The sequence below is a fragment of the Photobacterium alginatilyticum genome, assembly GCF_009910675.1.
In the GTDB taxonomy this organism is placed as follows: Bacteria; Pseudomonadota; Gammaproteobacteria; order Enterobacterales; family Vibrionaceae; genus Photobacterium; species Photobacterium alginatilyticum.
In genome coordinates, this window is record NZ_RSEJ01000011.1 from 59,163 (window position 1) to 85,593 (window position 26,431).

24 protein-coding genes are annotated in these 26,431 nt (G+C 47.0%); 13 read left to right on the forward strand and 11 right to left on the reverse strand.

Features of this window, described 5'->3' with window-relative positions:
• Positions 1 to 6 precede the first annotated feature (6 nt).
• The 5 genes from napG (at position 7) to EIZ48_RS11995 (ending at position 4,303) form a co-directional block, all read left to right on the forward strand.
• A complete protein-coding gene (napG, locus tag EIZ48_RS11975) occupies positions 7 to 771 on the forward strand; it encodes a ferredoxin-type protein NapG (RefSeq protein ID WP_160651490.1) in 765 nt (254 codons plus the stop codon).
• Positions 771 to 1,637, forward strand: a complete 867-nt coding sequence (napH, locus tag EIZ48_RS11980) for a quinol dehydrogenase ferredoxin subunit NapH (protein ID WP_160651492.1) — start codon at positions 771 to 773, stop codon at positions 1,635 to 1,637. Before napG ends, napH begins: the two co-directional genes overlap by 1 nt.
• Positions 1,627 to 2,061 carry a nitrate reductase cytochrome c-type subunit gene (locus EIZ48_RS11985; RefSeq protein ID WP_160651494.1) on the forward strand — a complete coding sequence of 145 codons (435 nt, stop codon included), beginning with the start codon at positions 1,627 to 1,629 and terminating at the stop codon, positions 2,059 to 2,061. Before napH ends, EIZ48_RS11985 begins: the two co-directional genes overlap by 11 nt.
• A gap of 14 nt (positions 2,062 to 2,075) precedes the next feature.
• Positions 2,076 to 2,666: a cytochrome c-type protein NapC gene (napC, locus tag EIZ48_RS11990; protein ID WP_160651741.1), complete on the forward strand. Its 591-nt coding sequence runs from the start codon at positions 2,076 to 2,078 to the stop codon at positions 2,664 to 2,666.
• A gap of 365 nt (positions 2,667 to 3,031) precedes the next feature.
• Complete coding sequence (locus tag EIZ48_RS11995; RefSeq protein WP_160651496.1) at positions 3,032 to 4,303, forward strand: diguanylate cyclase; 1,272 nt, start codon at positions 3,032 to 3,034, stop codon at positions 4,301 to 4,303.
• 65 nt (positions 4,304 to 4,368) lie between these two features.
• On the opposite strand, the gene EIZ48_RS12000 is transcribed toward EIZ48_RS11995, so the two are convergent.
• Positions 4,369 to 6,444 (reverse strand): cache domain-containing protein, encoded by a 2,076-nt coding sequence (locus tag EIZ48_RS12000; protein WP_160651499.1) that lies wholly within the window; start codon positions 6,442 to 6,444, stop codon positions 4,369 to 4,371.
• 472 nt (positions 6,445 to 6,916) lie between these two features.
• Between EIZ48_RS12000 and EIZ48_RS30695 the strand changes: the two genes are divergently transcribed.
• Complete coding sequence (locus EIZ48_RS30695) at positions 6,917 to 8,029, forward strand: methyl-accepting chemotaxis protein (protein ID WP_160651500.1); 1,113 nt, start codon at positions 6,917 to 6,919, stop codon at positions 8,027 to 8,029.
• A gap of 84 nt (positions 8,030 to 8,113) precedes the next feature.
• Here the strand turns inward: EIZ48_RS30695 and EIZ48_RS12010 are convergent, their stop codons facing one another.
• On the reverse strand, positions 8,114 to 8,725 hold the full coding sequence (locus EIZ48_RS12010) for a LysE family translocator (protein WP_160651503.1): 612 nt from the start codon (positions 8,723 to 8,725) through the stop codon (positions 8,114 to 8,116).
• Between the two features lie 131 nt (positions 8,726 to 8,856).
• Here EIZ48_RS12010 and EIZ48_RS12015 point away from each other — a divergent pair, with 131 nt between their 5' ends.
• Positions 8,857 to 9,888 (forward strand): GlxA family transcriptional regulator, encoded by a 1,032-nt coding sequence (locus EIZ48_RS12015; RefSeq protein WP_160651504.1) that lies wholly within the window; start codon positions 8,857 to 8,859, stop codon positions 9,886 to 9,888.
• Positions 9,889 to 10,097: 209 nt separating this feature from the next.
• Positions 10,098 to 10,970, forward strand: a complete 873-nt coding sequence (locus EIZ48_RS12020) for a DMT family transporter (RefSeq protein WP_192928557.1) — start codon at positions 10,098 to 10,100, stop codon at positions 10,968 to 10,970.
• A 49-nt stretch (positions 10,971 to 11,019) separates the two neighbouring features.
• On the opposite strand, the gene EIZ48_RS12025 is transcribed toward EIZ48_RS12020, so the two are convergent.
• Both EIZ48_RS12025 and EIZ48_RS12030 read right to left on the reverse strand, forming a co-directional pair.
• Positions 11,020 to 11,565 (reverse strand): sugar O-acetyltransferase, encoded by a 546-nt coding sequence (locus EIZ48_RS12025; RefSeq protein WP_160651506.1) that lies wholly within the window; start codon positions 11,563 to 11,565, stop codon positions 11,020 to 11,022.
• A gap of 197 nt (positions 11,566 to 11,762) precedes the next feature.
• Positions 11,763 to 14,183 (reverse strand): ATP-binding protein, encoded by a 2,421-nt coding sequence (locus tag EIZ48_RS12030; RefSeq protein ID WP_160651508.1) that lies wholly within the window; start codon positions 14,181 to 14,183, stop codon positions 11,763 to 11,765.
• Between the two features lie 367 nt (positions 14,184 to 14,550).
• Here EIZ48_RS12030 and EIZ48_RS12035 point away from each other — a divergent pair, with 367 nt between their 5' ends.
• A complete protein-coding gene (locus tag EIZ48_RS12035) occupies positions 14,551 to 15,111 on the forward strand; it encodes a sugar O-acetyltransferase (RefSeq protein ID WP_160651510.1) in 561 nt (186 codons plus the stop codon).
• A gap of 121 nt (positions 15,112 to 15,232) precedes the next feature.
• Here EIZ48_RS12035 and EIZ48_RS12040 read toward each other — a convergent pair whose 3' ends face one another.
• From EIZ48_RS12040 to EIZ48_RS12055, 4 genes are all read right to left on the reverse strand, one after another.
• Positions 15,233 to 15,853 (reverse strand): nitroreductase family protein, encoded by a 621-nt coding sequence (locus EIZ48_RS12040; protein ID WP_160651511.1) that lies wholly within the window; start codon positions 15,851 to 15,853, stop codon positions 15,233 to 15,235.
• Between the two features lie 18 nt (positions 15,854 to 15,871).
• Positions 15,872 to 16,759, reverse strand: a complete 888-nt coding sequence (locus EIZ48_RS12045; protein WP_160651513.1) for an EamA family transporter — start codon at positions 16,757 to 16,759, stop codon at positions 15,872 to 15,874.
• Positions 16,760 to 16,928: 169 nt separating this feature from the next.
• Positions 16,929 to 17,783: a LysR family transcriptional regulator gene (locus tag EIZ48_RS12050; RefSeq protein WP_160651515.1), complete on the reverse strand. Its 855-nt coding sequence runs from the start codon at positions 17,781 to 17,783 to the stop codon at positions 16,929 to 16,931.
• A 128-nt stretch (positions 17,784 to 17,911) separates the two neighbouring features.
• A complete protein-coding gene (locus tag EIZ48_RS12055; protein WP_160651517.1) occupies positions 17,912 to 18,493 on the reverse strand; it encodes an outer membrane beta-barrel protein in 582 nt (193 codons plus the stop codon).
• 714 nt (positions 18,494 to 19,207) lie between these two features.
• Between EIZ48_RS12055 and EIZ48_RS12060 the strand changes: the two genes are divergently transcribed.
• Positions 19,208 to 20,395, forward strand: coding sequence for a dicarboxylate/amino acid:cation symporter (locus EIZ48_RS12060; protein ID WP_160651518.1), 1,188 nt, complete (start codon positions 19,208 to 19,210; stop codon positions 20,393 to 20,395).
• An 87-nt stretch (positions 20,396 to 20,482) separates the two neighbouring features.
• On the opposite strand, the gene EIZ48_RS12065 is transcribed toward EIZ48_RS12060, so the two are convergent.
• Both EIZ48_RS12065 and EIZ48_RS12070 read right to left on the reverse strand, forming a co-directional pair.
• Entirely contained in the window at positions 20,483 to 21,421 is a 939-nt protein-coding gene (locus EIZ48_RS12065) for a DUF3179 domain-containing protein (RefSeq protein WP_160651521.1), read from the reverse strand.
• An 80-nt stretch (positions 21,422 to 21,501) separates the two neighbouring features.
• Entirely contained in the window at positions 21,502 to 22,296 is a 795-nt protein-coding gene (locus tag EIZ48_RS12070; protein WP_160651524.1) for an AraC family transcriptional regulator, read from the reverse strand.
• An 80-nt stretch (positions 22,297 to 22,376) separates the two neighbouring features.
• On the opposite strand from EIZ48_RS12070, the gene EIZ48_RS12075 reads away from it, so the two are divergent.
• The gene (locus EIZ48_RS12075; protein WP_160651527.1) at positions 22,377 to 22,778 is read left to right on the forward strand and encodes a VanZ family protein; all 402 of its coding nucleotides are present in this window, start codon (positions 22,377 to 22,379) and stop codon (positions 22,776 to 22,778) included.
• 89 nt (positions 22,779 to 22,867) lie between these two features.
• Here the strand turns inward: EIZ48_RS12075 and EIZ48_RS12080 are convergent, their stop codons facing one another.
• Positions 22,868 to 24,721, reverse strand: coding sequence for an ABC transporter ATP-binding protein (locus EIZ48_RS12080; RefSeq protein ID WP_160651530.1), 1,854 nt, complete (start codon positions 24,719 to 24,721; stop codon positions 22,868 to 22,870).
• Positions 24,722 to 24,986: 265 nt separating this feature from the next.
• Here EIZ48_RS12080 and EIZ48_RS12085 point away from each other — a divergent pair, with 265 nt between their 5' ends.
• Entirely contained in the window at positions 24,987 to 25,403 is a 417-nt protein-coding gene (locus EIZ48_RS12085) for a GNAT family N-acetyltransferase (RefSeq protein WP_160651533.1), read from the forward strand.
• A 144-nt stretch (positions 25,404 to 25,547) separates the two neighbouring features.
• Positions 25,548 to 26,411, forward strand: a complete 864-nt coding sequence (locus tag EIZ48_RS12090) for an SMP-30/gluconolactonase/LRE family protein (protein ID WP_160651536.1) — start codon at positions 25,548 to 25,550, stop codon at positions 26,409 to 26,411.
• The last annotated feature ends 20 nt before the right edge of the window (positions 26,412 to 26,431 follow it).

A 26,431-nucleotide genomic window follows, 5' to 3' on the forward strand; every position in this document is an offset into this window, starting at 1 on the left:
AGAGCGATGAAGACTTCGCGCTTTAGAACTTCAGACAGCCGCCGGCGTTTCTTGCGAGACGCTGTGCGGACAGCCGTTGGTGTAGGTGCCGCGGCTACAGTATTGGGGTTGCAGTCTAGGCAAAGCCAGGCCGATGTCGGTGTGCCAATCCGCCCGCCGGGGGCGCTGGATGAACCTGATTTCCTTCAGGCTTGTTTGCGCTGTGGCTTGTGTGTTCAGGCTTGTCCCTATGACACTTTGAAGCTGGCGACACTCCTCTCACCGGTCGCGACCGGAACGCCGTATTTTACGGCTCGGGATATACCGTGCGAGATGTGTGAAGACATTCCTTGTGTTGTCGACTGCCCGAGTGGGGCTCTTGACCATGCCCTCACGGACATTGATGACGCCAGAATGGGTACGGCAGTGCTGATAGACCATGAAACTTGCCTGAACTGGCTTGGATTGCGGTGTGATGTCTGCCACCGGGTTTGTCCGCTGATCGATGAGGCGATCACCCTGGAGCCGGTACGCAACCAGCGAACGGGTTACCATGCCAAGTTTATCCCTACCGTGCACTCAGATGTCTGTACCGGTTGTGGTAAATGCGAACAGGCCTGTGTGCTGGATGAGGCGGCAATCAAGGTGGTACCGACGGCGTTGGCGAAAGGACAGATGGGGCAGCATTACCGGTTGGGCTGGGAAGAAAAGGCTCGACAGGGTGAAAGCCTGGTCCCGGAAGATCTGACGCTGCCCGTCCGCAAACCTGAAGGCGCAGGGGGAGGTCAGTAATGGCAATACGTAATGCGAAAAATCACGCCAAAGACGCTGGCAAGGCGGCAGTGAAAACGCTGGGCTGGTGGAAAGCCCACCGCTTTTTGCTGCTACGCCGAAGCTGTCAGTTGCTGATCATCGGCTTGTTTATGGTTGGTCCGACGCTGGGTGTGCTGCGGGGCAACCTGTCATCAAGCTCTCTGTTTGACACCATTCCGATGACAGATCCGCTGATTTTGCTGCAAACCATTGCCGCCGGGCACCTGCCTGAGCTGACGGCCTTGCTGGGCGCGCTGATTGTGGTGGTGTTTTACGCCGTGATTGGGCCGCGGGTTTTTTGTGGCTGGGTTTGTCCGCTGAATATGGTGACGGATCTGGCTGCATGGCTGCGGCGCAAGCTGGGGCTTAAGGTCAGCTACAACTGGTCGTCTCGCCTGCGTTATTGGCTCTTGCCGGTGTTGCTGCTGGGGAGCGCCGTGTCGGGCACCGTGCTGTGGAGCTGGATTGATCCGGTTGCCGCGTTGCACCGTGGCCTGGTATTCGGCATGGGGGCGAGCTGGATCCTGATCGTGCTGGTGTTTGCGCTGGATCTGCTGTTGGTCGAACACGGCTGGTGTGGGCATTTGTGTCCGCTGGGCGCGACTTACGGTGTGATAGGCAGCAAGAGCCTGCTCCGGGTAACGGCCACAAATCGTGAGGCATGCAACAAGTGTATGGATTGCTTCAATGTGTGTCCCGAGCCAGAAATACTGCGTCAGCCGCTTAAAGAGGGCGATCGTCGGGTGATGAGCCAGGACTGTATCAGCTGCGGGCGATGCATCGATGTCTGTTCCGAAAGGGTATTGGAATTTAAAACAAGAATTGGAGCCAAATATGAAGGGTAAGTTTGTTGTGTCTGCACTGCTTGCAGCATTTGTTAGCGTAGCAGCATTCGCTGAGGTTACCTCGCTACGTGGCGATCAAGGCATTGGCGAAGGCAATGAGGTGGAGGCGATTAAGCAAGTGCCGAAAAAACAGGATCGTCTCGCACTTGATTATGTGAACCAGCCGCCGTTGATCCCGCACTCCACTGATCAGGTACAGCTTAATCCAAGCAATAACGGCTGCCTGGAATGCCACGATGTGGACAAGTACCGTAAATCGGGCGCACCACGTGTCAGTCCGACCCACTATATGGACCGTGACAACAAAATGCTGGGAGATGTGGCACCACGACGTTACTTCTGTCTGCAATGCCATGTTACCCAGGTCGATGCGACGCCATTGGTTGAAAATACCTTTCAGCCTGCCGGTAAATTTGGCCAATAGGAGGTTGTATGGGAATTAAGCTACCCGGCTTTATCCAGCGCTTCTGGATATGGTTCAGAAAACCGAGCCATTTCGCAATTGGAAGCATACTGACGGTAGGTATCGTGGTGGGGATCGTATTCTGGGGCGGGTTTAATACCGCAATGGAAATGACCAATCAGGAAGACTTCTGCATCAGTTGTCATGAAATGGAGAATAACGTCTATCAGGAATATGTCGGAACCATTCACTACAACAACCGCAGTGGTGTTCGTGCAACCTGTCCGGATTGTCATGTGCCTAAAGAATGGGTGCCGAAAATGGTACGTAAGATCCAGGCCAGTAAAGAGCTCTACGCTAAAGCATTTGGTATCGTCGATACACCCAAGAAGTTTGAGGATCATCGTTTTGAGATGGCTTCACGAGAGTGGGAGAGGATGAAGGCCAACGATTCGCAGGAGTGTCGTAACTGTCATAACTTCGAGTACATGGATCTCACTACCCAGAAGCCCGTCGCCTCCAAGATCCACAACGAGGCAGAGGATGCAGGCAAAACCTGTATAGACTGCCACAAAGGTATCGCGCACCAGTTACCGAAAGGCCACAAGATAGAGAAAGCGATCTAGCTTTATAACAAACAATGCAAATCCCCAATCGAGCAATCGGCTGGGGATTTTTTATTCTTGTCAATAACGTGATTTTTATTCATCAGCCGCGTATGGTTTGTCCTAGTCACTAAATTTGGCACGGAGTTGGATAATTGTCTAATTCAGTATGAAGTAGATCTAGCATGAGCAGTTGGCTTCCAATGCCGAATGATGCATGCAAACGATTGCTTTTGAATGGGTGGATAATTGTGACGCCGGTTCCAATTTGTGTGCTGGCGATCAACTTAATAATTTCAGCATTAATGTATTTTGATGGCGAATTGATGCTAATAGGGGATGGGGCTAGAATCCATTTTCCAAACTCACTTATAAGCGATGTGCCTGTGAATCCTAATGTTGCCTTAAACGAACAATTATTTATTGAATCCCACTATGGTGTTGTTATTCACCGGGGGTTTAAGCCGCTTTATGCGGACGATAATTATGCTCGTTATTTCGGCTATGACTGTGGTCAGGATATCCTTGCTTTGCCAAGCTTGTTGGATCTCATTGTGCCTCATGAGCAGCAAAATGCCATTCTTGCCTACGAGGCGACGATGGCTGGAGATACCAAGCCGGGTGTGCGTACCTACAAGAATGTTGACAACGAAGGTAATGAAATCATCGTCTTGACCGTTGATCATGTTATTGAATGGCAAGGGCAACAAGCTATGCAGGTGACGCTGATTGATCTGAGCCCGCAGGTGGAGATTCAGCGCCAGTTACAGGCCAGTGAAGAGCGTTACCGCGCGTTGGTTGATGGCTCAATTCAAGGCATCCTAGTTCATAAGAACTTCAAACCGCTATTTTGCAACTTGGCCTATGCCAAGATGCTGGGATTTGATGATGAACAGGCGTTAATGGCCCAACCGTCGATATTACCGTTAATTGCCAAGAGCCATCACCTCCAGGCCCATAAAGATAACCACAAGCTTTTGATTGGTGAAACGCCGTCGATCAAAACTGAGGCGCAGAGTCTTCGTTGTGATGGGTCAACGGTGTGGCTTAGCCTGTTGTCGAGGCCAATTTTGTGGAATGGCGAGCAGGTGGTACAGGTAACGGCGATGGATATTACTGAGCAACAGTTGCTGCGTGAACGGCTTGAGCACAGAGCCAACTATGATGGACTGACTAACCTGCTTAACCGTCGCGCCGTGATGGAGCTTCTGGAAAAGCAATTTGCCCATGATCGTATGCTTAATAACCCTTTGTGCTGTGTGCTGATTGACTTTGATAACTTTAAGTCTATTAACGATCAATATGGCCACCATGTCGGTGATGAAGTACTGAGGCTATTTGCTGATAGTTGCAAGCAAAGCATCCGTAAAAGTGATTTCATCGGTCGCTGGGGAGGCGAGGAGTTTGTGCTGGTGCTGCCGGGTACTGATATCCAGCAGGCGGTCAGAATTGCCGAACGTATCTGCAATAACGTCTCCAGGTTGAGAGTAACGGCCGAGAACACCTCAGTCGGCTTCTCTGTCAGTATGGGCGTCTCTTATCTTTCTTCCAATATTTCTAGCCTCGAACAGTTGCTGACGGCGGCTGATAAAGCGCTATATCATGCTAAAGATCAGGGCAAGAACCGTGTTGTTGTTGCAAGTGAAGATATGCTCTAGCCAGTTAAGGTGAAAGTAAATGCAGCCCGCTTTATAGCGGGCTGATTTGTTTGGGAAAGAGCCAATTACTGCAGTTTAAACTTGCTGACCAGCATGCTTAGCTGGGCATTGGCTGCGGCAAGATTTTGGGTACTGTCTACTGTTGCCTGTCCGTTTTGGGTGAGTTCGCTGACCATGCCACGGATATTGTTCATATTGCGGCTGACTTCTTCGGTGACCGAGCTTTGCTCTTCCGAAGCGGTGGCAATCTGAGTGCTGAGATCGTTGATGGTGATGATCGAGTTGGTCATCGCATCCAGGCTTTCAGTGACATTGGCCGTATTGGCCGCTGTTCGCTCACAGCTTGAGCGGGTTATCTCCATCGCCGAGACAGCATTGGTGGCATCTTGACGCAGCTTGGTCAGAATCTCGTTGATTTCTGCGGTGCTGGTTTGGGTGCGGGCTGCAAGTGAACGCACTTCATCGGCAACGACAGCAAAGCCGCGACCCTGTTCACCGGCGCGAGCGGCTTCGATGGCTGCATTCAGTGCCAGCAGGTTCGTCTGTTCGGCAATATCGCCAATCACGCCTAGTACGCTAACGATTTGCTGGGTATTTTCGTTCATCGTATTGATGCTTGATGACGCGGCATCTACTTCGTCAACCAGTGCAATGACACTGTTCGAGGCTTCAAGTACCGTGTCTTTCGAAGACATGGCTACATCATGGGCTTTTTGGGTGTTGGCCGCTGTTTCTGTCACGCTTTGGGCAACGGTCTCGGCCGTCGAGCTCATTTCTGTCACCGCGGTGACGACTTGTTCCGTTTCGGAAGCGTGGCTGATCAAGGCTTGATTATTACGCTCTGATTGGACATTGAGCTGCTCGATACTGTGGGTGATATGGCTTGAGGCTTGCGAAATGTCCAGCAGCATCGATTGTAGGTAGACAATGAAGTTATTAACCGAGTGACTGATGTCACCGAGCTCGTCTTGAGAAGTAATATCTAGGCGAGACGTCAGATCAGCTTCGCCGGTTGACAGGGTATCGATGCGCTGCTTAAGAACAATCAGGCCTTTTACAATGGCGTTAATCGCCCAGCCAACTACCAGTAAGGCGATAACCATGAGCACGCCAGCTATTGTAATGCTCATATAGACTTTCTGGTTGAAAATGTCAGCGGTTGCGTTAGTCAGATTTTCCTGAATATTGGTGACATCACTCTCGTAGGTACCAGTGGCAATGGTCCAGCCCCACTCAGGGAAGATCTTCCTGGCATAGACCATCTTGTTTTCGGTCTGTTTTGTTGTTGGGTTCTCATAGGCAATTTTAACAAAAGCTTCTGACTGACCGTTGAGCTGATTAGCAATTTTGCTCGTTGTCGAAGGGATAACGGTTCCGACAATCGACGCTTTAGGGTGGGCGAGGATCTTGCCATTCTTGTCCTGTACCCAGAAGTAGCCATTTTGACCGTATTTACTGGAACTGATGGTATCAAGCGCAGCCTGTATTTCATCTTTTCGCAGGGTGCTGATGTACTCACCCGTGGCGATAACCAGGTTTAAAGGCTCGAAGTAAAAAGCGGCTGTCAGCTTTTCCTCGATATTGCCGGTGACAGGATTATTAAAGTAATAGCTGGTGAACCCGATAGGGTTGTTTTTAGCGACATTGACGATATTTCGGGCGTAATAGGTGCCTTTTTTATCGGTCGAGTTATAAGAGCTGTTGCCAATGATCTTGGTATTAATGCCATTGGCTTTGTTGATTATTGATGTCGCATCATAGGCCAGCAGGTAGCGGCCATTATTCCAGCGGTATTCGTTAATCAAGGTGTGAATTCGGTCTTCGGCTTCAGATACCGAGCCGCTGTTGTTATATATTGTCTCGAACGTGCTGCGAAATTCAGTGATCTCAGTCGCCAGAATGCCTTTGATGTGATCGATTTTGGTATCTTCATAAAAGTCGCTAAGGGCGAGGGTAACCGTATCAACCTGGCCTTTTAAATTGTCGTTTAATAGTTGTGCGACTTTGTTGTTGACGTTTGCCTTTTCTGTGTCAAGAACAGATTCTTTGGTATCAATTAAGCTTGTGATAAAGAAGCCCCCCATAATAAGCAAAGGGAGGCATAATATTGTTGTTAGCTTGGCTCTTATTGTTAATTTCACAATATTAACTCTTGGTAAATAGTTATATCAGTAGGTTTAATTATTGGCGTGAATTATACAGGCTTTATTATAAATGTGAGTCAGCTAATAATGTATTTATCAAATAATTGTAAAATTATATTTTTATTTCTACATGTTTTAATAATGCTTATAATTTCAGTGTGTTTTGTTTTATATCTACAATTAAACGAATAGTCATTTTTTTGATTTAAGTTGTCAGGTTATTGACGTAAGTATTAAGCATTATATTAATGATGATATTTTTACTTTGTTTGTTTTAGTTATGTGTCCATGTGCGCATTTAGTGGTTGTTCAATGCCCAAACGAACTGTTGAGCTGGTTTGGGTATACAGGCTTGGTAAGATACTGAATTCATGCTTTTCCTATCGCAAACCCCTTAAGTTGCATGTATTATGCAACTTAAAAGTTGTAAACCGACCGATAGTTGATATTGGTAATAGGGCGCGGTGAAATGGGTGTGATTTCTTTTCTTTCTAATAAATTGACAAAACATAATGCAATTAATCATCAGCAGATGGCCGTTGAAGTTAGCCAGCTAAACGATGAACTCGAACGGCAACGAGAACTTTCCCTGCTTCAACAAAAGGAATTACAGCAAAAGGAACAGGAACTCGAAGTAGCACTTGCTACTCAGCAACATTATGAAGCTGAATTAACTGCGCTATATCAGCGAATGGGCCGAATGCGTAAGTCATTTCAATGGCTGGATGAGAACCTGCTTCAAAGTAGCCTGGCTATCGGCACTGCTGTATCTGTTTCTCACGAAGCCAAAATACGAATTGAAAAGCTGGCGGGTGAACTCACCGATCTGACTCAATTGCAGGGACAGCAGATGAGTACCTTTGATGGTTTAAATGCCGAGATCAAGAAAACAACGGCTGTGATCAGCGATATTAGTAAGATTGCCGAGCAGACGAACTTACTGTCTCTGAATGCGGCAATTGAAGCGGCGCGGGCAGGAGAACATGGCCGGGGATTTGCGATTGTGGCCAATGAAGTACGTGCATTGTCCGGCACAACCGGCGCATCAGCGAAAGATGCGGATGTGTTCTTATCGAGCCTGACTCAGAGCTCCTCTCAGCTTGGTGATTTAAATCAAACCTTGTCTAGCCGGATTGATCTGGTGGCAGGCGATACGGCGGTAACCATGGATGATCTTGGGACGCAGTTGGCACGAATTGGGGAGACACAGTCCGATTTGGAAGCCGCTAATTGGCGATCCAAGCTCGAACTGGCGATGATAGATGAGACCTTCCTGCGCAGTGATATCATAAAGTTCGTCAACAGCCCGGATCAGCCAATGCCGCCTTCGGTCATATCCTCCGAAGAATGCGGTATCGGCAAATGGTATTACTCAGATAATGTCCGTCAGGAGTTCAAAGGAAACCGCCTGTTTGTGTCGCTTGAAGTACCGCACAAGCGGGTGCATGAGCATGCCGAAGCTGCTGTTGAGCAGGCTATCCAAGGTAATGATATGGCAGCCCGTGAGCAGATTACATTAATGGAAGAGCAGTACCTTGTTGTTGAACAGGTATTGTTGAAACTTACTGGAGCATTGGGCTAGAGGCAGGATTGGCTGTGCGGATAAGTGAGGTTCCTATTCCGTAAGTTCCGTATTTCACTTACCCGCACATATTCTTAAATGGGGTTATTGCGCCAGAGGCAGGCTGGCCCCGAGCAAAGCAAAGATCCCACCACATCCCTGGTTAAAACGTTTGCCGCTGCGTTCCAGCCATGGCCGGATCTTGTAGGCGATTCGGGCAAGCAGATATTCAACTGTAAATTCAACGACGGCAAACGTTGCTGCCATGATAATGAACTGCGGCAATAGGGCCTGCTCGGGATTAATAAACTGTGGCAGGAAAGCGCCAAAGAATAACAGTACTTTCGGGTTTGAAACCGCCGCGAGTCCGCCTTGCCGGAACAGAGCCATTTGGCTTTTTATAGCCTTTCCCTCAATGGGAGCGAGACTGATTGGCGGTGAGCGCCAGAGCTGTAGCCCGAGCCAGATCAGATATGCCCCGCCTAACCATTTAAATACGGCTAGCACTTCCGCCGATGCCAGCAATACGGCTCCAATCCCGAACATAGACAGTGCAATCAGCACAATAAAACCAAGCACGCCGCCACAAATTGTCGCCAGTGTTTTTTTGTGCCCATACATTGCGCCATGAGTGAGTGCAAACAAACCGTTGGGGCCAGGAGCAAAAGACAAACCGATAACAGCAACGAGATAAATTAACCAGGTCTCTAAAGCCATAATTGCTCCTTTCATTCATCGAGTAACCAAAAGTGATGCGCCCAGTATAGGGGAGACAGTGCATAAATAATTGGTCTAATTTAGACGTTATAAGGTAATATTAAGACGTTCATACCACGAGCGAACAATGAATGACTGAATCAGATATTTTACGTAGTACAGCCCTATTGGTTCCCCCTTCGCCGGACGTGCGTTTTCTCCTTTTGCCACTACCCGAATTTAATATGCTGCCGTTTGGTGGTTTCCTCGATAAGTTGCGGTTTTCGGCTGATGAAGAAGATCATAGCCGGCAACGTTACTGTTCTTGGGAAATCGTTGGTATCGACAAGGAGCCGGTAATATCAAGTAGTGGTGTGCCAGTGGTGGCACAGAAAACTGCCGGTGAGGTTGAGCTGGCGAGTTATGACTATTTAGTGGTGTTCGGTGGCCGTAGTGCCAGAAGTAGCCAGCAATTAACGGATATTTATGGTGGTATGCTACGCGAAGCGGCTGCCAAGGGCGTTGCGCTGGTAAGCATTGATAATGCTTGCTTTCTGTTTGCGGCTGCCGGGTTGTTAGATGATCATAGTGTCGCGGTTCATTGGCGGCATGTTCCGGAGTTTCGTACTGCTTATCCGAGAATCGCTATCCAAACAGAACAGCTTTACTGTATTGACGGCAAGCGGATCAGTTGTGCCGGCGGTAGTGCCGCGGTGGATTTGGCCGTAGAGCTAGTGGCGCGCCACTGCGGTAGGGCCAAGGCACTAAAAGGACTGGCTGATATGCTGGTGGACGAGGCGCGCGGGCAGCTTCATCAGCTAAAGTCTCTGGACGAAGACATACGGGCCAACAATACGGCTGGACGGCATGTTGGACGGGCAATCAGTTTGATGCGCCAGTTACTGGCCGAGCCCAAGACGGTCGATGAACTGGCCGATATGCTGGCTATCAGCCGACGACAGCTCGACCGATTGTGTAAACAAAGCTTGGGTATGACGGCAAGAGAGTACTGGGCTGAAATGCGGCTGAAGCATGTCCACTGGCGGGTGATCAACTCTAATCACAGCTTGCAGTGTCTGGCTGACGAGGTTGGGGTTCATGATGTCAGTTATCTGTGTAAGTTATTCCGTAAACGTTACGGGATCAGCCCGAGCAAGTTGAGACAAATAAGTTGTGAGCTGTGACGGCAGTTAACAACATGATTATCAAAAGCTGGTAATGTTGATCGTTCTTCATGAAGCTAAGTGCCTGTTTTAAAATCCATGTTTCTGCTTTAAAAACTATGTTCCTGTTATAAAACGCAAGCTCCTATTATATAACATAGGTGTAGTAACATCTTTGCGCGGTTTAAGGCACTGGCTATCCTTTCAAGATCAAGGCTACGAGGTGTTTGATGATTGCTGTGTACTGGATGGTTGGCACATTATTGTCTTTTTCGCTGATGGCGATTGGGGTCAGAGAACTGGGCGGAAGTATTTCGCCATTTGAAATGCTGTTTTTCCGTAGCCTGATTGGGCTGGCAGTGATCGCATCTATCGTATTTTATCATCGTCAGCAGAGGTTGCTGAAAACAGAGCGTGTCGCTTTGCAAATTGGCCGGAACCTCATGAATTTCCTCGGTCAGTATTGCTGGTTTCTCGGTATTACCTTACTGCCGTTGGCCGAAGTGTTTGCGCTTGAGTTTACGGTTCCTTTGTGGACGCTGATGATTGCCTGCGTATTTCTGGGGGAGAAACTGACCAGGGTTAAGCTCGCCTCACTTGCTCTGGGACTGTTGGGGGTCATTGCTATTATTCAGCCAACAGCCGCGGTCTTTAACCCTGCTTCTCTAATTGTATTGCTTGCAGCAGTCAGTTTTGCGGCTTCATATGTAGCGACCAAGTCGCTTTCTGTGACCGAGTCTCCGATAACTATCCTGTTTTACATGTCTCTTCTTCAGTTACCGATTAGCCTGGTGTTGATGCTGCCTGATTGGCAGACTCCGCAAGGGGGGGAGTGGCTTTACTTGTTCATCGTTGGGCTCACCGGTTTATCAGCGCATTATTGTATTGCCAAGGCCATGCAGTATGCCGATGCCAGTGTGGTTGTGACACTCGATTTTCTGCGTCTGCCGCTGATCGCCGTGGTGGGCATGTTGTTTTATGGCGAAGCCGTGGAGGTGGCAGTTATGTTGGGTGGTTTGCTGATGGTTGTCGGTAACATTATTAATGTCAGGTCGAGCAATAAGCAAACTTACATAGAGACTAAAGCAATGGCTGAAGGCTAGACGATCAACGACATCCATGTAGTTGTTCTTTTTCTAACTCAATAGCGGTTTAACAGAGTTGTTTGATGACTCGGGCCGGTGAGCCGCCTACCAGGGTATCTGGTGGAACATCTCTGGTAACTGTCGAGTTTGCCGCGACAACAGAGCGGGCACCGATGGTGACACCTTGGCAGATCACCACCTGGCCGCCAATCCATACGTCATTCCCAACCACAATAGGCTTACAAGTTGTTTCCCAGCGACGACGGCTTTGATAATCCAGCGAGTGGGTTGGGGTATAGAACTGGGTATTTGGCCCGATAAGCACGTTATCGCCAATATGGATTTCGGTATTATCGAGCATGGTAATTCCCATATTGAGGAAGGTATTACTGCCGATATGGATTGTTTTTCCGAATTCGCACAGAAAGGGGGGCGTCACAATACTGCCTGCGCCGAAGGAGCCTAATAGTTGTTCCATCAAATTTTGCAGGGCATCGCCGGGGTTATTGTTTATTTGTTGCTTCAGTGCAGCAGCATGGTTTCTGAGTGAGGAGATTTCCGGATCGAGACCGTCAAAGTCTTCGCCGTTTACCATTTTTTCGAATTCGGTCATAGCTTACCTTCGCTGGAATATCAGTATCGCTGTAGATAGGGCTAAGTGTAATCGGATAGGCGCGTTAGGTATTGATAACTCTCAAAGGAATGCGAATTAAGAACCAGAGGCACTGTTCACCAAACAGCTTTTGAGCATGCTTTGACAGCATTAGGCCAGACTGCCCTGGCCTAGTTCAGTCATGTTTTCTTAACCCCCTAATATTCATCTACCAGACCCACTTGTTTTTCCAGCTTTTCAATAAGGACTTCGCGCTTAAAGGGTTTCGGCAGATAATCATCCATTCCGCAATCGAAGCATTTTTGAATGTCGTCATCCAGGATCGAGGCGGTCAACGCAACAATGTGTGTGCGAGGGTAGCCGTTGTCATTTTCGAACTGGCGTATGGCCCGCGTGGCATCGAAACCATTGAGAACAGGCATCATACAGTCCATTAGTACGAGGCCGATAGTTTTATGATGAAGCTCATAGCATTCAATTGCTTCCTGTCCGTTATTTGCCAGAATGTAATCGAGCCCAATTTTCTTCAAGTTGATACAGGCAACTTGTTGGTTAACTTTGTTGTCTTCGACAATGAGGACTTTCTTTCTTAGCGCCTGCGAGGCCGTTGGGGGGCTTGCTGGCTCTGGTAAATCATGATTGAGCGCTGCAGATAGCGTATTTTTCAGCCGGGTGCCAAATAATGGAGAAGTAATAAAAGCGGTGATGTTGTGTGAGTTACTGTTGATGTTTTCCGTATTGCGTCGAACAAAAATAACTGGGTATTGAGGATAATGCCTTTCGACTGCTTGTAACAAGTTCAGGCTATCAACAAGGATCAAGCCGGCTTGTTGCAGTGATGCTGGTATGGTCGATGAGTTTTGCACGACTGTTGGCCGATAACCGAATCGCTGAATTTCTTCGACGAGCAGCGTATTAACACTGTTTGTGAAATAAACAATATCAATAGGCTCATCGGTTGATAGCTGTTGTTCGTCATTATCGAATTTAATCTCGAAATAGAACTGGCTACCCTGGCCCTTGCTTGAAGCGAGCTGGATATTTCCGCCCATAATGCTAACCATTTTTGACGAAATGGCCAGGCCAAGACCTGTTCCGCCATATTGAGCGGAAGTGTCTGCATTTTCTTGTTTAAACTCATCAAATATATGCTGTTGTTTATCCTTATCGATACCAATTCCGGTATCGGCGACAGAAAAGTAGACCGTCGTGGATAAGTTTGTCTGCGTAACCAGCTTGGCTGAGAACGTGATAGCACCTTTTTCGGTGAATTTGATGGCGTTGGAAGCAAGGTTCATGATGACCTGACGGATCTTTTGTTCGTCGGCTTTGACGTAGTTAGGCAACTGTGGGTCAAGTGCGATATTGATATCGATATTTTTCTGCTGTGCTTTGGGTGCAATAAGTGCTGCGGTATCGAATATGACCTCTTTGATAGCACAGGTATGCGGACAGATTTCAAGGTGGCCGGATTCAATTTTAGAGAGATCCAGGATGTCATTGATAAGCATTAGTAGCGTTTGTGAAGACGCATTAATTGTTGACAGGTAGTCCTTCTGAATAGCGGTTAAGTGTGAGTCTGACAAGATTTCAGTCATTCCCAAAATGCCATTGAGCGGTGTTCTGATTTCATGTGACATATTGGCCAGGAAAGCACTTTTGGCTTTGTTGGCCTTTTTCTCGTGTTCGCGGGCGCTAATGAGTGCTTTCTCTAGTCGCCCGGTTTTACGGACAACATAGAGAAGGGTTGCAATAATTGACAAGCACAGCATAACACCTGCGAGCAGTTTATATATCTCGTAAGAGGCTAGCTTCTCTTTAATCTTTAGCGGGATGACGGAAAATAGTGTCTCTAGTTTATTCTCCAGAATATGTATAGTGTTTCTTAATTCACCATGTCTGCCTTGGTTGTGGTTGTAGCCAAAGACTTTGTAGGCGCGCTGTAGTTGATAAAATGACGAGGTAAAATCGTCAAAGGCTAAAGACAGGGCTTGTGAATTGGGTATTAGGTCTATTTCATTTTTTATTTGAATGAATGTGGTATCAATTTCTCTTAGTATGCTGGCGTCAAAATCTGTAAAAAAACGGTACATAAGATCTTGGGTGGTAAGTGTCAGCTCATCTAGCCGCGTACTTTGAAGTTTATTAACTTCCTTTTCCAGAGTAAGGGTGTGATCTTTAAGCTTGTCGATTAACCCATCATTGTTTCCTTCTCCACGAATAATAAGAAGAATCTCAGAAAGGGTCGTGAAGTTTTGGTAATACGTATTGACAGACTCTAAGGTAACTTGCGGGTTGTAGTCTGTTGTGATGTTATTTTCCTTGATGGTTTCATTTATGTCATTGAGGCTAATGATGATGTTGTTATAAGAGGATTGCATTTTTTTCTGATATTTCGAGTCCACCCTGGCAAAGAAATCTTTTTCATGTCTGCGCATCATCAGCATTTCATTTGAGGCATCGAGAATTTTAATTTCCAGTGAGATAAGCTGAGTACGTGTATTATTTAGTGTTTGCTCTGTATAAAAAAAGGCAGCGAGTAATAGCACAATGAACAAGGCACTGTAGGTGAGAAGCTGCTTTATAGAGCGGGTGTGAGCATATTGGTGTGTCTGCATTGAAATCCATTTCCTTCCCGAGCCGAGTACGGCAGTTAAGCTACCGTTACAATTAACACTTTGATTTTTGGCTGTTATTGTTGTTTTATCATAGAACGGTCGTCAAATGCAGTATGTTAAACCGGTTGCATTAATAAGAAAACAACTGGGTTTGTTGTTGTGAGGTGATGGATACATAACTGATGCAGATAGGTTCGTTTTGTGTATTACCTGGCGCTTTGGTTCGATTAACATCGTGTGATCTGGCGTCTCACGGAATGTGATCAGGTGTATATTTTGGCGTGCTGGTGGTGTTTTTCTCTCACATCATAGAAGCCATACTCTTCATAATATTGGCAACTTAAGTATGGGTAAATGCGGAAATACGATGACTGAAAAAGAAAAAATGCTGTCAGGCTTGATGTATCAGGCCTGGGATGCCGAATTGCTTGCAGAGCGCCAGAAAGCCAAAGAGTTGTGTCATCAGCTGAATCACCTTAGCCCGAGTCAACCTGAGACCCGACAGGCACTCATTAGCGAATTATTAGGGCAAGAAAGCGATGCGTGCCTTGAATCGCCCTTTAACTGTGATTACGGCTACAACATCAAGGCCGGCAAAGGCTTCTATGCTAATCATGGTTGTACGATCCTTGATTGTGCCCCGATCCATATTGGCGATAACTGCTTGTTGGCACCGGGGGTCGTAATAGCGACTGCCGGTCATCCGCTTGATCCGGTTGAGCGAGCTTCTGGCGAGGAGTTTGCCAAGAGCATTATCATAGGTAACGATGTGTGGTTTGGTGCAAATGTCACTGTGTGTCCGGGCGTGACGATTGGCGATAATGTGGTTGTTGGGGCTGGCAGTGTCGTTAATAAGGATTTGCCTTCCAACACAGTATGTGTCGGGTCACCGGCCAAGCCGATCAAAGAGATTCCACCCAAGCAATAAAGCCCCAGAGTCAAAGGTGAGTGAGCAGAATCACTCACCTTAAATACTGATGCTGGACAGCGCCTAAAAACTTTCAGGTTATTTGGTATTTCAATCTTGCTTCTGGAGCAGGTACTCCACCTTAAATAATCTCTAATACTTCCTGTAGCGGTTTACGTAGTTTTTGCGGCCAGTTTCCTGCTGCTGGGTAGCCGACAGTTACTAACATGACTGGAAGGATAGTCGATGGCAGGTTAAACGCTGATCGCACCGCCTCGGTGTCAAAGCCGCCAACAACGCCAGTGGATAGCCCTTGCTCTTCTGCCGCAAACATCAGGCTCATTGACGCAAGTGACGCTGAGCGAATGGCCTCATCTCTTCGTAGTTCTGAGTTGTCTTGATGCGATTCAGCCACCATACCGACCCATGTCGTCTTGATCTCTTCAGTGATGATACCTTCGCGTACCGATGGTTGAAGTGTGTGTTCTAGTGTTTTGTAGCCTTCCAGATCACCACAGACTATATAGGTGACCGAAGCATCTTTAACTTGTTGCTGCCCATATGCAGCCTGGCATAACTTGGATTTCTGCTTCTCGGAATGAACAGCAACGAATTTCCAGTTCTGTAAATTAAAAGCCGACGGTGAGTACGTTGCAAGCCTAACCAATTCAGATATTGTTTCTGTTGTGATTTTTTTAGCCGGGTCATACTTTCCGGTTGTTGAACGATTTTCTAAGTAATGTTGTATGCGTGAAGTATCCATTGATAAGTCTCCTTGATATTAACTGTTATTCGATAAAACGTGTGTTGGCGTTTTTTTGGCCTTACTCGAGTGATTGACGATAAATAAAATTGAAACCAGAACCGTCACCACGCCAGCGATTTGTCTGATGTCTAAATCCTCTCCTAAAATTATCCAGCCGAGCGTGAGGGCTGTAATTGGGCTAAGTAAGCCTAATGAGGATACAGAGGTGGATGACAGGGCTTTAATCCCTCTGAACCACAAGGAATAAGCTAGTAATGCACCAAATGAGCTTAAATAGGAATAACCAATGAAGTTCTCCTGTGTGATGCTCGATGGGAGCGTATCAAAGGTAATTGCAAATGGGACAAGGCATATACCGCCTAGTAATAATTGCCACCCGGTAAATGACATTATATGGAGTTGTGATCCCCATCGTTTAGATAGAAAGGTGCCTAGTGACATGGAGACTGTACCGGCAAACGCAGCCATCAAGCCGATTTGATCCCAGGATGTACTGTTATTAACGAATATTGCCGACATACCGACGATGGCAAAGATACCGCTAGCCAGTACCGTAAATTTGGGTTTGTTATGATCTACTAACCATATGATTGCCATGATTATAATTGGTTGCATGGCACCAACAACAGCCGCCACACCCCCCGGTAGCCGATAGGCGGCAACAAAGAGCAATCCCTGGAAAATACCAATATTAAGAACAGACAAAATAAGCATTTTAAAACCATTCTCTCGTCCTAAACGGGCCGGAAATAAAAATAGGAGAATTAATCCAGCAGGAATAGCTCGAATAAGCGCTGCAGTAAATGGCTGGTCCTCTGGAAGTAATTCTGTGGTAACGATATAGGTGGAACCCCATATAATAGGTGCAAGGGCTGTTAAAAATATATTCTTTAAATATTGCATAGGAGATGCCTGCTCAATGTGACTTAAAGAACTTTGGCATCTATTTATGATTAACTCAATCCTATACCGGAAGAATATACATCGCTATTTCTTATGATAATTATAGGTTTTAATGATGTATTATTCTGAGCGTATGTCCTTAATAGGGAAATTGCTATTGGTATAATTATTATTGGAGTAACTCTTTTAGCTCAACGAGTAGATCAATATCTTTGTGGCTAGGGTGATAGGTATACTGAAGCAGCACTTCACGCCTCGCGTAACCGTCGAGTTGGACTCTTGCCATTGTCTTGTCATCTATAATGGCTTCTGGAAGCCAGGCGAAGCCAACACCCTGGCGCACAAGGTTGGCAGAGCTTGATACGTTACTCGTTGCTATCTTCTGCCTACCTGGTAGCAGGCCTGTAGACAGGTTCGTTCTCGAACCGAGATCGGTCAGGATCACCTGACAGTAGTTGGATAAATCCTGAAGCTCTACATTGTCCATTTGAGCTAACGGGTGTGAATGGGCTGCGACAAGGTGTTTACAGATTGATGCGATTGGAGCCGATGTGTGGCCTGCAAGCGCAAGCGATGAAATGATGGCGCTAACGCGATTGTCTTCGAGCATTTCTTTGGCAAGAGACAAGGTCGTTTCGTAGATCTTAAGGTTTGTGTATGGATGTCGCTGGGTAAATATATCGATTGCTTGCGCCAAACGCTCAGGCGGGTAAAGGCTATCTATAGCCAGCGCGAGTGTTTTGTTGGCTTGTTCAGTTGGTTGACAGGCAGTTTGTTCAAGCAAGTTGGCTTCGGCGAGGAAGGTTTTCGCTAAAGGTAAGAGCTGCATGGCAAATGGGCTGGGGACTGCACGACGGCCTTCCAGAGTAAACAGTTTCTTTCCGGTAATGCTTTCTAAGTTTTTGATTGTCGAACTTAGCGCCGGTTGTGATTTAAAAAGCAGCTTTGAAGCATTGGAGAAACTTCCCGTTTCAATGATTGCTGCAAAGACCCGCCACTGATCGATGGTTGTTTTGTTAAGCATGGTTCTATTGTCCTTAATTCGCCCAATGAAAGTATTGGGTTTTGGGAAATAAATAGCAATAGAGATGAGGTAACAATGAAGGGAGGATAATGAGGGTATAAACATACCCTCACAAGTGCAGAGAATACTTAGAAGTGGTAGGCAAGGCCGATTGACATAAGATCCACATCTGTTTCATCTAGCTGGTAGCGTTCAAATTCTGCTTGAATTGAAATGCTACTGAATTTGTACGCGATGCCTGCACCAAACATAGGATCGGTGCCATCGGCACCTTCAATAGATACATCACTGTCAAGGTTAACTGTTGAGTCCCATGCATGGAAACCAACCTTACCAAACAGTTCAAAATTATCGGCTACCGGGAGAATACCGATAAGGGATGCACCAAGTGTATCTTGTTCAACGGTCATTTCTTCTATGCCCATGAAGGATGAAGTACTACCAAAGTTCATTGATACTTCACCTAGGTTGGCATAGAAAAGTTCAAACGCGAAGTAGTCATTGGCGCGGAAGCCACCAAATAGTTTATATCCAGTATCTGAATCATCAAGATCAATACCTGCAGAAGATAGTGAATTTTCAATATCTGAAGTGACTAAGTCGTTATAGTTTGCTTGTCCGACTGAAGCGCCGATGTATGCATTTCCTGCATTAGCAAGTGCAGGGAATAGTGCCGTAATGATCCCTAAACTAATAATTGTTTTTTTCATTTTATTTCCAATAATGCAAATGTGTTCGGTACGAATCATAAAATATATAAAATATGTTTTATATATTTTTGAGTGTTATTTGTTTGATTCTGATCATAAGTTCACATTATTGATTTAACTGTGTTTGAGTCAAAAATATAATATATTCCTCATGAGGATTTATATTGTCAGCTACAAATTTAGATGTTGCGACTTATACATCTATTTTCTCCAATATAAGCAAGGGATAAAGCGAATTGGAAGCGTTGTTGAATTTGTAAATGGCTCTCTTTCATGTTGTGGCATAAGACTTGTGGACATGAATTTTATCACTTTGTTGCGAGCAAGTAACGGTCGTGGGTTGGTTACTTGGTTTGCTGTATAAAATGTCATCATTTGTGTTAATTCTTTGTAATAGTTCGATAATTGTACTGGGTGTAGAAAATATTCAGAATATTGTCTTGATACGAGCTTTTACTGAATATTATTCAGCAACTGCTCGTCACTTTGATGATGCCGGGCTTTTTTATTGCTTTTTTTTGATGAATATCTACTTTGGCACAGCCTCAACAGCCATGGTTGGAACGAGCCTAAATATTGAACAGGAAAAAAGAATAGTTCGCTCCACAAATTGGTGTCAATTGATGCGATTGTAACAAGGTTGTTTAGAAGAGACGGTTAGTCAAGATTTGAAAAGTGTCTCTTTACGAAATCAAAAAAAGACAGGTCAATATAATGAAGCTAATTATTAAGCTATTGTGTGGAATAATTGTAGGTATATTATTAGGGATGGTTGCGCCCGATCTAATAATAAGAGGGTTGATAACGGCAAAGGTATTTATAAGTCAGTTAATTAAATTTACTATACCGTTATTAATTCTATTCTATGTTACGAGCGGTATTGCAAATTTACCTAGAAACTCAGGAAAGTTGCTGGGAAAAACCGTTGGGTTGGCTTATTTGTCTACCTTAGGGGCCGGTCTTTTTGCCTTCACTGTCGCTGAGCACTTATTTCCGGCTTTGTTAAGTGGCGCTGGCGAGATGCCTGAGGTGAAAACCGTTCTGGCACCATTTATTGAACTTAAAATACCACCTTTAATGAATATCATGACGGCACTTACCATTGCCTTTATGTTTGGGTTGGGAATTTCAACTACAGCTGCTGATCAGCTGAAAAGAATGAGTGATCAGGGCCGCGATATCATTGAGCTGTTTCTGAATAAAGTGATCATTCCGGCATTGCCATTTTATATTGCAGGTGTTTTTGCGGATATGACGGTCAAAGGGACGGTATTTGCCACACTGCACACGTTTAGCCTGGTATTGCTGGCTGTCATCGCGATGCACTGGTTCTGGCTAGCTGTTCAGTTTATTACTGCAGGTGCAGTTATGCAGCAGTCGCCATTGACTTTGTTGCGTACCATGATGCCAGCCTATTTAACCGCAATTGGTACCATGTCTTCTGCGGCGACCATTCCGGTAACTCTGCAGCAGACCAAGCGAAATGGTGTGTCGAATACCATTGCCAATTTCGTTGTTCCTTTGTGTGCCAATATTCACATGTCTGGTTCGGTGATCAGTATTGCCAGCGTCGCAGTGGCGGTCATCATCATGACAGGCGCTGGTGCAGTACCAAGCTTGTTTGAAGCCTTGCCATTTATTGCCATGCTGGGTGTTACTATGGTCGCTGCACCGGGCGCGCCGGGCGGGGCAGTAATGGCCTCTGTTGGTTTGCTGGGCTCGATGCTTGGATTTACCGAAGAAATGATCGCCTTGCAAATTGTCCTTCATCTGGCACAGGATAGTTTCGGTACTGCCTGCAATGTAACCGGTGATGGTGTTATTGCTCTGATGATAGATAAGCTTTCCGATAAGCAGGAAGAAGAGTTGGAAGAGTTAGTTCCTGTCGAAGACGCTATCTAATTTATTCAATTATAAGCAAAACATAACTGAAGGCAGGGACGCCTTCGGGTTACCTATCGTGACTTCGCGTCGCACGATGTGAGTTTATTACTTACCCGCCTTAAAGATTTTCGTATCCGGATAGAAGGCATACCATGCAAACCAGTACAGCATGGTTGAGCTGAGCTGCTGGCCGGTCGAATCGCTGATCCAAGCTGATTGATTTTGGCTATCCCAATGAATTGTTAACTGTTTTCCTTCGAATTGATATCGAAATTTCTCTTGATCATGTTTCCGTAGTTCAGAAAACGGAAAGGCAATATTCTGCTTGCTGCCTTTGTAGCCCAGTACGGTTTCTTTTACTGAATAAGTGGATGGCGCCTGATTGGCAACCGGAAAATACAGGCGTGGTGTACGGCTATAACCGGCATAGGGATCCTGAGAGTAACTGCGGTAAAAGCCAGTCTTCGTTGAGAGGACTTTGGTGTCGGGATGATCTTTTAGCCATTGCTTCCAGCGGGTTAGTTTCAACGGATATTGTGTCAAGGAGGTGCCGGAGGCAGCACCGCTTATCGCCTTGCCACGAATTTGCGACCAGAGCGATTCAGTCTGGTGATCATACATGAGGACATCTGAGTTATAGAGCAGTCCAGAAACACCAAAAGTCAGTATTTGCTTACCGGGGCTAGCAAGAAAAGCCATCCCCGAACCACACAGCGGGCAGTAACTGATAACAAAATGGCGGCCGTCAATACTGTCGTTGACAACTTCATGCCAGTTTAGGATTTTGATTGGATAGGCCCTGCTTTTGCCGTTCATCGTCAGACCAAGCACGATATCGTGCCCTTTGAGGAAACGCGCTTTGCTGGCATCAACAAAGTTCGGTTTGATAATTGCGGGTATGCCGTCTTTGCCCGGTCCGCCAGAAAGGATTTGTTCGACAGGTACCGTAAGGCGATCAAGAGTAAAGCCGTTAAGCGATGCGGCATGCATACTTAACGGCAGAGTGAAGATAAGTCCGTAGAAAAGAGTTAACAACAGCTTCATTATTCCCCCCTATCGCGCTTCTTAAATACAGACCGTGGCACAATAGGGATCTTTCAATTTACTGTTAGATACTTTCCTCGTCATCGTTCTGTATTGGAATAAAACCGTTGTCGGTATTGTTCTGGCGTGCATTGTGCGTGTCGCTTAAACAGTGTAATAAACGGGGATGCCTGATGATAACCCAATGTGAAAGCTATCTCTTTGATCGACAAACCTTTGCGCAACAGGTGGAGCGAGTAGATAAACTTCCGGCGCTGACGCCATTCGGTGAAGCTCATTCCCAACTTGTCCTGGCAGTGTCTTGCCAGCGTCCGTTCTGTGGTATGCAATTGAGCTGCCCAGTCTTTGATCGTTTTCGTTGTGGTAGGGTTTTCATCAAGTTCCAGCAGGATCGGTTTTAAGAGTTTGTCATCGCTACTGGGCAGGAACTGGTCGTGTTCATTGGCATTTAATACCTGATCAAGAAGCACTTTTACCAATCGCATGTCTTGATCAGATTTTGGTACGGCAATACGCCTTTGCTTCAGATCACCGACGATGGCTTCCATGATCGGGGTGACCTCAAGCAGGCAAGCATGGCGGGGAAGTGCGTCGGCCAGTGGTGATATAATATTCATCGAACAGTAGTTTAAGCTGCGTCGCATAAAGCTTTCATGCTCAATACCGGCAGGTACCCAGACGGCGTATTGCGAAGGCGAAAGAAAGCGCTTTTCGTCGGTAGTCAGCTCTAAAATCCCGCCGTTGATCAGTTGAAGTTGCCCCCACGGGTGGCTGTGGCGTGGCGTTGTCGTATTGGGAAGAAAGATTTCGTGGCCAAAGAAAATCTCCCCCGGCGGGTTATTGTTGTCAAAGAGCGGCTGGTAGATTTTCTTCATCGTAAAGGAATGTCTATCTCTGGTGGTTTCTATATACTGCAGATTGTTAATTATCCATACAAGGTTTGGCAAGGAATACAATGACATTCTTCTTTCGCCTGATCCACAGGCGCTGGCTAGCGATTACGCTTTTTCTGTTAGCCGTTATTACTTATCTTTCCCTTACGCCTTTGATGAGGTTACCGGACGTACCGGGGACAGATAAAACCCATCATTTTATTGCCTATGCGTCACTGATATTTGCCGTTGCCTTAAGAAAACCGAAGCATTGGCCAGTGATTGGTTTGTTTTTATTTGGCTGGAGCGGTGGGATTGAAATCTTGCAGCCCTATGTCAATCGCTATAGTGAATGGTTGGATCTGGCCGCTAACGGTGGCGGCTTAGTCTGCGGGGTGATCTTGGCCACAGTGGTTGGTCGGCTGTTTCCGAATGCAGTGAACGCAAAGCTTGAGCAAGAGGCAGCAATAAAAGATGGAGACTAAGAAGTAAGAGCCCGACGAGGGTGAGGATGAATAAAATAGCGGTGAATGTTGCCATGTCACCGCTGTGTATCTAAGTTGCGTTTGTTCAGTTAGGTACCTGTCTTAACCGGCTTTATATCATCGCCAATAAACCCGCCGGTCTGGTGATCCCAGAGCTGGGCGTAGATACCGTCACTTTCGATCAGCTCCTGGTGCGTGCCTTGCTCGACCACCTGGCCGTCATCAAGTACGATTAAACGGTCCATGGCAGCAATCGTAGACAACCGGTGTGCAATTGCGATCACGGTTTTCCCTTCCATCAGCTGGTACAGGCTTTCCTGAATGGCTGCCTCAACCTCGGAGTCGAGTGCCGATGTGGCCTCGTCGAGGATCAGGATCGGGGCGTCTTTTAGCAGTACACGGGAAATTGCCACGCGCTGGCGCTGACCGCCGGAGAGCTTCACCCCGCGCTCACCCACCTGGGCATCGTAACCTGTGTTACCGTGCGGATCGGTCAGTGTCGTAATAAACTCATGGGCGTGAGCCTTGCATGTTGCAGCCAGAAGATCTTCTTCTGTGGCATCAGGGTTACTGTATAGAATATTGTCACGGATCGAGCGGTGTAACAGCGAGGTATCCTGAGTCACCATGCCGATTTGTCCGCGCAGTGAGTCCTGGGTGACGTCAGCAATGTTCTGGCCGTCGATTCGGATTGCGCCGGACTCGACATCATAAAATCGCATCAGCAAGTTCACCATGGTCGACTTACCGGCGCCCGAGCGGCCAACCAGCCCGACTTTCTCGCCGGGTTGGATGTTCAGGTTTAGTTTTTCAATGACCCCTTTTTCTTCACCGTAATGGAAGCTGACATCGTCAAATTGGATACCGCCCTGGCTAACGTCTAGTCTAGGGGCGTTGGGTTTATCTTCAATCGCAACTGGCTGGGCCAGAGTTTTCATTCCGTCGACGACAGTACCGATGTTCTCGAACAGGCCGCCGACTTCCCACATGATCCACTTTGACATGCCGTTAATACGCAGTGCCAGGCTGACTGCAATGGCGATCGCCCCGATGGTGATAGCGGCATCCATCCATAGCCAAATCGACAGGCCGGCAATGGCAAATACCAACAGGTAGTTAATGGCCTCGACCGAGATATTAAACCCCGTAACCAGGCGCATCTGGCGATAGACTGTATCCATGAATCCGCTCATGCCCTGTTCGGCATACTCGGTTTCACGATTGGTATGGGAGAACAGCTTGACGGTTGAGATGTTGGTATAGCTGTCTACAATGCGGCCAGTCATCATCGAGCGCGCATCGGCCTGCTCGGTGGCGACATGCTTGAGTTTTGGCACATAGCGCAATTGAATACCGATATATGCGGCAAGCCAGAGCAGCATTGGCAGCATCAGGCGAAAATCGGACTGGCCTATCATCACCACCATGGAGGTGAAGTACACTGAAATATAGACAAGCACATCCAACAGCTTCATCACCGTTTCCCGCACTGACAATGCCGTCTGCATGACCTTGGTCGCGATGCGGCCGGCAAATTCATCCTGATAGAACGAGATGCTCTGGCGCAGCAGGTAGCGGTGTGCCATCCAGCGGATGGACATCGGATAGTTGCCGAGTAATGTCTGGTGGACGATCAGTGAGTGCAGGGTAACAAGCAGGGGAACAACAATCAGGACCAATAGCCCCATTCCCATCAGCTTGCCCCCTTCTTCTGCCCAAAACGTATCCGGGTTGTGGGTTGCCAGCCAGTCAACCAATTGGCCCATGAATCCGAAAAGAGAGACTTCGACTATCGCGATAAGGGCGCTCAGAATGGACATGGCGATAAGTGGGAGTTCAAATCCACGGGTATAGTAGCGGCAGAAAGCGAATAAACCAGTTGGTGGCTGTTCGGGTTCGTGTGGCGGAAATGCTGATGACAGCTTTTCAAAACGTTTGTACATAGAATGATGTTTCCAGTCGAACTTTATAGTAGCGGCTAAAGCCGGTCAGTCGGGTGTTGCTGCTTGGGGAGGCGACGATATGGATAATCGCAGCTTCAAAGGGTTTAGGCGATTAAAACGGATACAGGGTTACTTTATCAGAACTTGCCGTACAATAAACGCCCATTTAGAGAGTTTTGATAATGTTAGAATTAAGCCCTGATTCTATTTAATACTTGCCTGATTCTGCGTTATTGAGTCGAAGAAATGTTGGAGAACCCCCGCTGTGAAGATTGAACTTATTACTGCAGAGCAGACATTGCCTGTCCGCCACCGGGTGCTCTGGCCCGATAAACCGGTGGATTTTTGCCGAGTGCCAGAAGATGACGCGGGATTGCATTACGGGGCTTTCTGCGATGAAAAACTAGTGTGTGTGGCTTCGGTGTTTATTGACGGTCAAAAGGCCAGACTGAGGAAATTTGCCACTCTGCCTGAATATCAGGGAAAGGGGGTAGGTACACAGATTATCGAACGGATTTTGTCAGATCTGCAAACCCATAATGTGGCGTGTTTCTGGTGTGATGCACGCGAGTCGGCTTCTGGCTTTTATCATCGATTTTCGATGGAGCCGTTCGGCGAGCGGTTTTATAAGGGTAACGTGCCTTACTTTAAGATGGCTGTGGAGCTAGTGTCATCGCGGTGAGCGGCTACCTCGTGATATCGTTCCAGAACGGCATTGAGATAAGGAATAATCTGCATAATATTAGCGTTACAATAGCACGTGTTTACCTTCGCTCATTCGAGGGTGCTCGAGTATTTTAGCTAATAGACAGGCAAAGGATTTGACATGAAAGAACCCCGGCAGCTGATTCTGGAATTCACACCTCTGGTTGAGCGTGATTTTATGCTCGCAGAGTGCCCCCGTTGGGATTGGCGTCATCAATCCTGGTATTGGGTCGATATTGCCAATGGCGAGTTATGGCGTTATTGCGATAACCAACTGGCCGTAAGGCGCTGGGATGACCCGCTTGGTTGCGTTGCAATGTGGCAGGAAGAAGGTTACGTGCTTGCAACGAAATCGGGTGTGTATCTATTAACGGACTGGAATGCCGACAGGCAACTCATCACCCCACTGGCTAAGACGCATCCCCGTATACGATTCAATGATGGCAGGGCAGCACCCGGAGGACGTTTTATCGCAGGTACCCGAAACGGGGCAAAGGTTGGTGATAAAGGACAGTTTTACCAGCTGAGTGGCGAAGATCAGTTGGCTGCCATGCCGATGTATGCCTGGACTTGTAATGGTTTGGCTTTTTCTCCTTGTGGCAAAATTCTCTATTGGGCTGATACCGGATCCAGTGTGATCTACCGGGCTGACTATGATCCTGCCACCGGAGAGTATGGCGACAGCGAAGTATTTGCTGACTTATCGGCTTTTGAAGGCAGACCGGATGGTGCCTGCGTGGATAGCCAGGGTGGGTATTGGGTCGCGATGTATGCCGGAAAATCGGTCTTGCGACTCAATGCCAAGGGCGAAGTGACGCATGTGATCCCTGTTCCGGCTGACAACCCGACCATGGTTGCACTCGGCGGTGAGCAGGGAAATCAGCTGGTGGTGACCAGTGCTGCCAGTGACTCTGATACCGGTGTGGTGTTGACAGCCAGTGTCGAGTGGCAGGGAATAGAAGAACCTCTGGTGACCGTTATTTAGTTGTTTTTACTGAAAGCATT

What these genes read in the sequence shown, in the direction of transcription:
- napG (WP_160651490.1), top strand. Translation starts at nt 7, where the DNA reads ATGAAGACTTCGCGCTTTAGAACTTCAGACAGCCGCCGGCGTTTCTTG.
- napH (WP_160651492.1), top strand. Translation starts at nt 771, where the DNA reads ATGGCAATACGTAATGCGAAAAATCACGCCAAAGACGCTGGCAAGGCG.
- EIZ48_RS12025 (WP_160651506.1), bottom strand. Translation starts at nt 11,565, where the DNA reads ATGACCGAATTCGAAAAAATGGTAAACGGCGAAGACTTTGACGGTCTC.
- EIZ48_RS12050 (WP_160651515.1), bottom strand. Translation starts at nt 17,783, where the DNA reads ATGCTTAACAAAACAACCATCGATCAGTGGCGGGTCTTTGCAGCAATC.
- EIZ48_RS12080 (WP_160651530.1), bottom strand. Translation starts at nt 24,721, where the DNA reads ATGTACAAACGTTTTGAAAAGCTGTCATCAGCATTTCCGCCACACGAA.
- EIZ48_RS12045 (WP_160651513.1), bottom strand. Translation starts at nt 16,759, where the DNA reads ATGCAATATTTAAAGAATATATTTTTAACAGCCCTTGCACCTATTATA.
- EIZ48_RS12065 (WP_160651521.1), bottom strand. Translation starts at nt 21,421, where the DNA reads ATGAAGCTGTTGTTAACTCTTTTCTACGGACTTATCTTCACTCTGCCG.
- EIZ48_RS12010 (WP_160651503.1), bottom strand. Translation starts at nt 8,725, where the DNA reads ATGGCTTTAGAGACCTGGTTAATTTATCTCGTTGCTGTTATCGGTTTG.
- EIZ48_RS12055 (WP_160651517.1), bottom strand. Translation starts at nt 18,493, where the DNA reads ATGAAAAAAACAATTATTAGTTTAGGGATCATTACGGCACTATTCCCT.
- EIZ48_RS11985 (WP_160651494.1), top strand. Translation starts at nt 1,627, where the DNA reads ATGAAGGGTAAGTTTGTTGTGTCTGCACTGCTTGCAGCATTTGTTAGC.
- EIZ48_RS12060 (WP_160651518.1), top strand. Translation starts at nt 19,208, where the DNA reads ATGAAGCTAATTATTAAGCTATTGTGTGGAATAATTGTAGGTATATTA.
- EIZ48_RS12015 (WP_160651504.1), top strand. Translation starts at nt 8,857, where the DNA reads ATGACTGAATCAGATATTTTACGTAGTACAGCCCTATTGGTTCCCCCT.
- EIZ48_RS12035 (WP_160651510.1), top strand. Translation starts at nt 14,551, where the DNA reads ATGACTGAAAAAGAAAAAATGCTGTCAGGCTTGATGTATCAGGCCTGG.
- EIZ48_RS12075 (WP_160651527.1), top strand. Translation starts at nt 22,377, where the DNA reads ATGACATTCTTCTTTCGCCTGATCCACAGGCGCTGGCTAGCGATTACG.
- EIZ48_RS12070 (WP_160651524.1), bottom strand. Translation starts at nt 22,296, where the DNA reads ATGAAGAAAATCTACCAGCCGCTCTTTGACAACAATAACCCGCCGGGG.
- EIZ48_RS12090 (WP_160651536.1), top strand. Translation starts at nt 25,548, where the DNA reads ATGAAAGAACCCCGGCAGCTGATTCTGGAATTCACACCTCTGGTTGAG.
- EIZ48_RS12020 (WP_192928557.1), top strand. Translation starts at nt 10,098, where the DNA reads ATGATTGCTGTGTACTGGATGGTTGGCACATTATTGTCTTTTTCGCTG.
- EIZ48_RS30695 (WP_160651500.1), top strand. Translation starts at nt 6,917, where the DNA reads ATGGGTGTGATTTCTTTTCTTTCTAATAAATTGACAAAACATAATGCA.
- EIZ48_RS12040 (WP_160651511.1), bottom strand. Translation starts at nt 15,853, where the DNA reads ATGGATACTTCACGCATACAACATTACTTAGAAAATCGTTCAACAACC.
- EIZ48_RS12030 (WP_160651508.1), bottom strand. Translation starts at nt 14,183, where the DNA reads ATGCAGACACACCAATATGCTCACACCCGCTCTATAAAGCAGCTTCTC.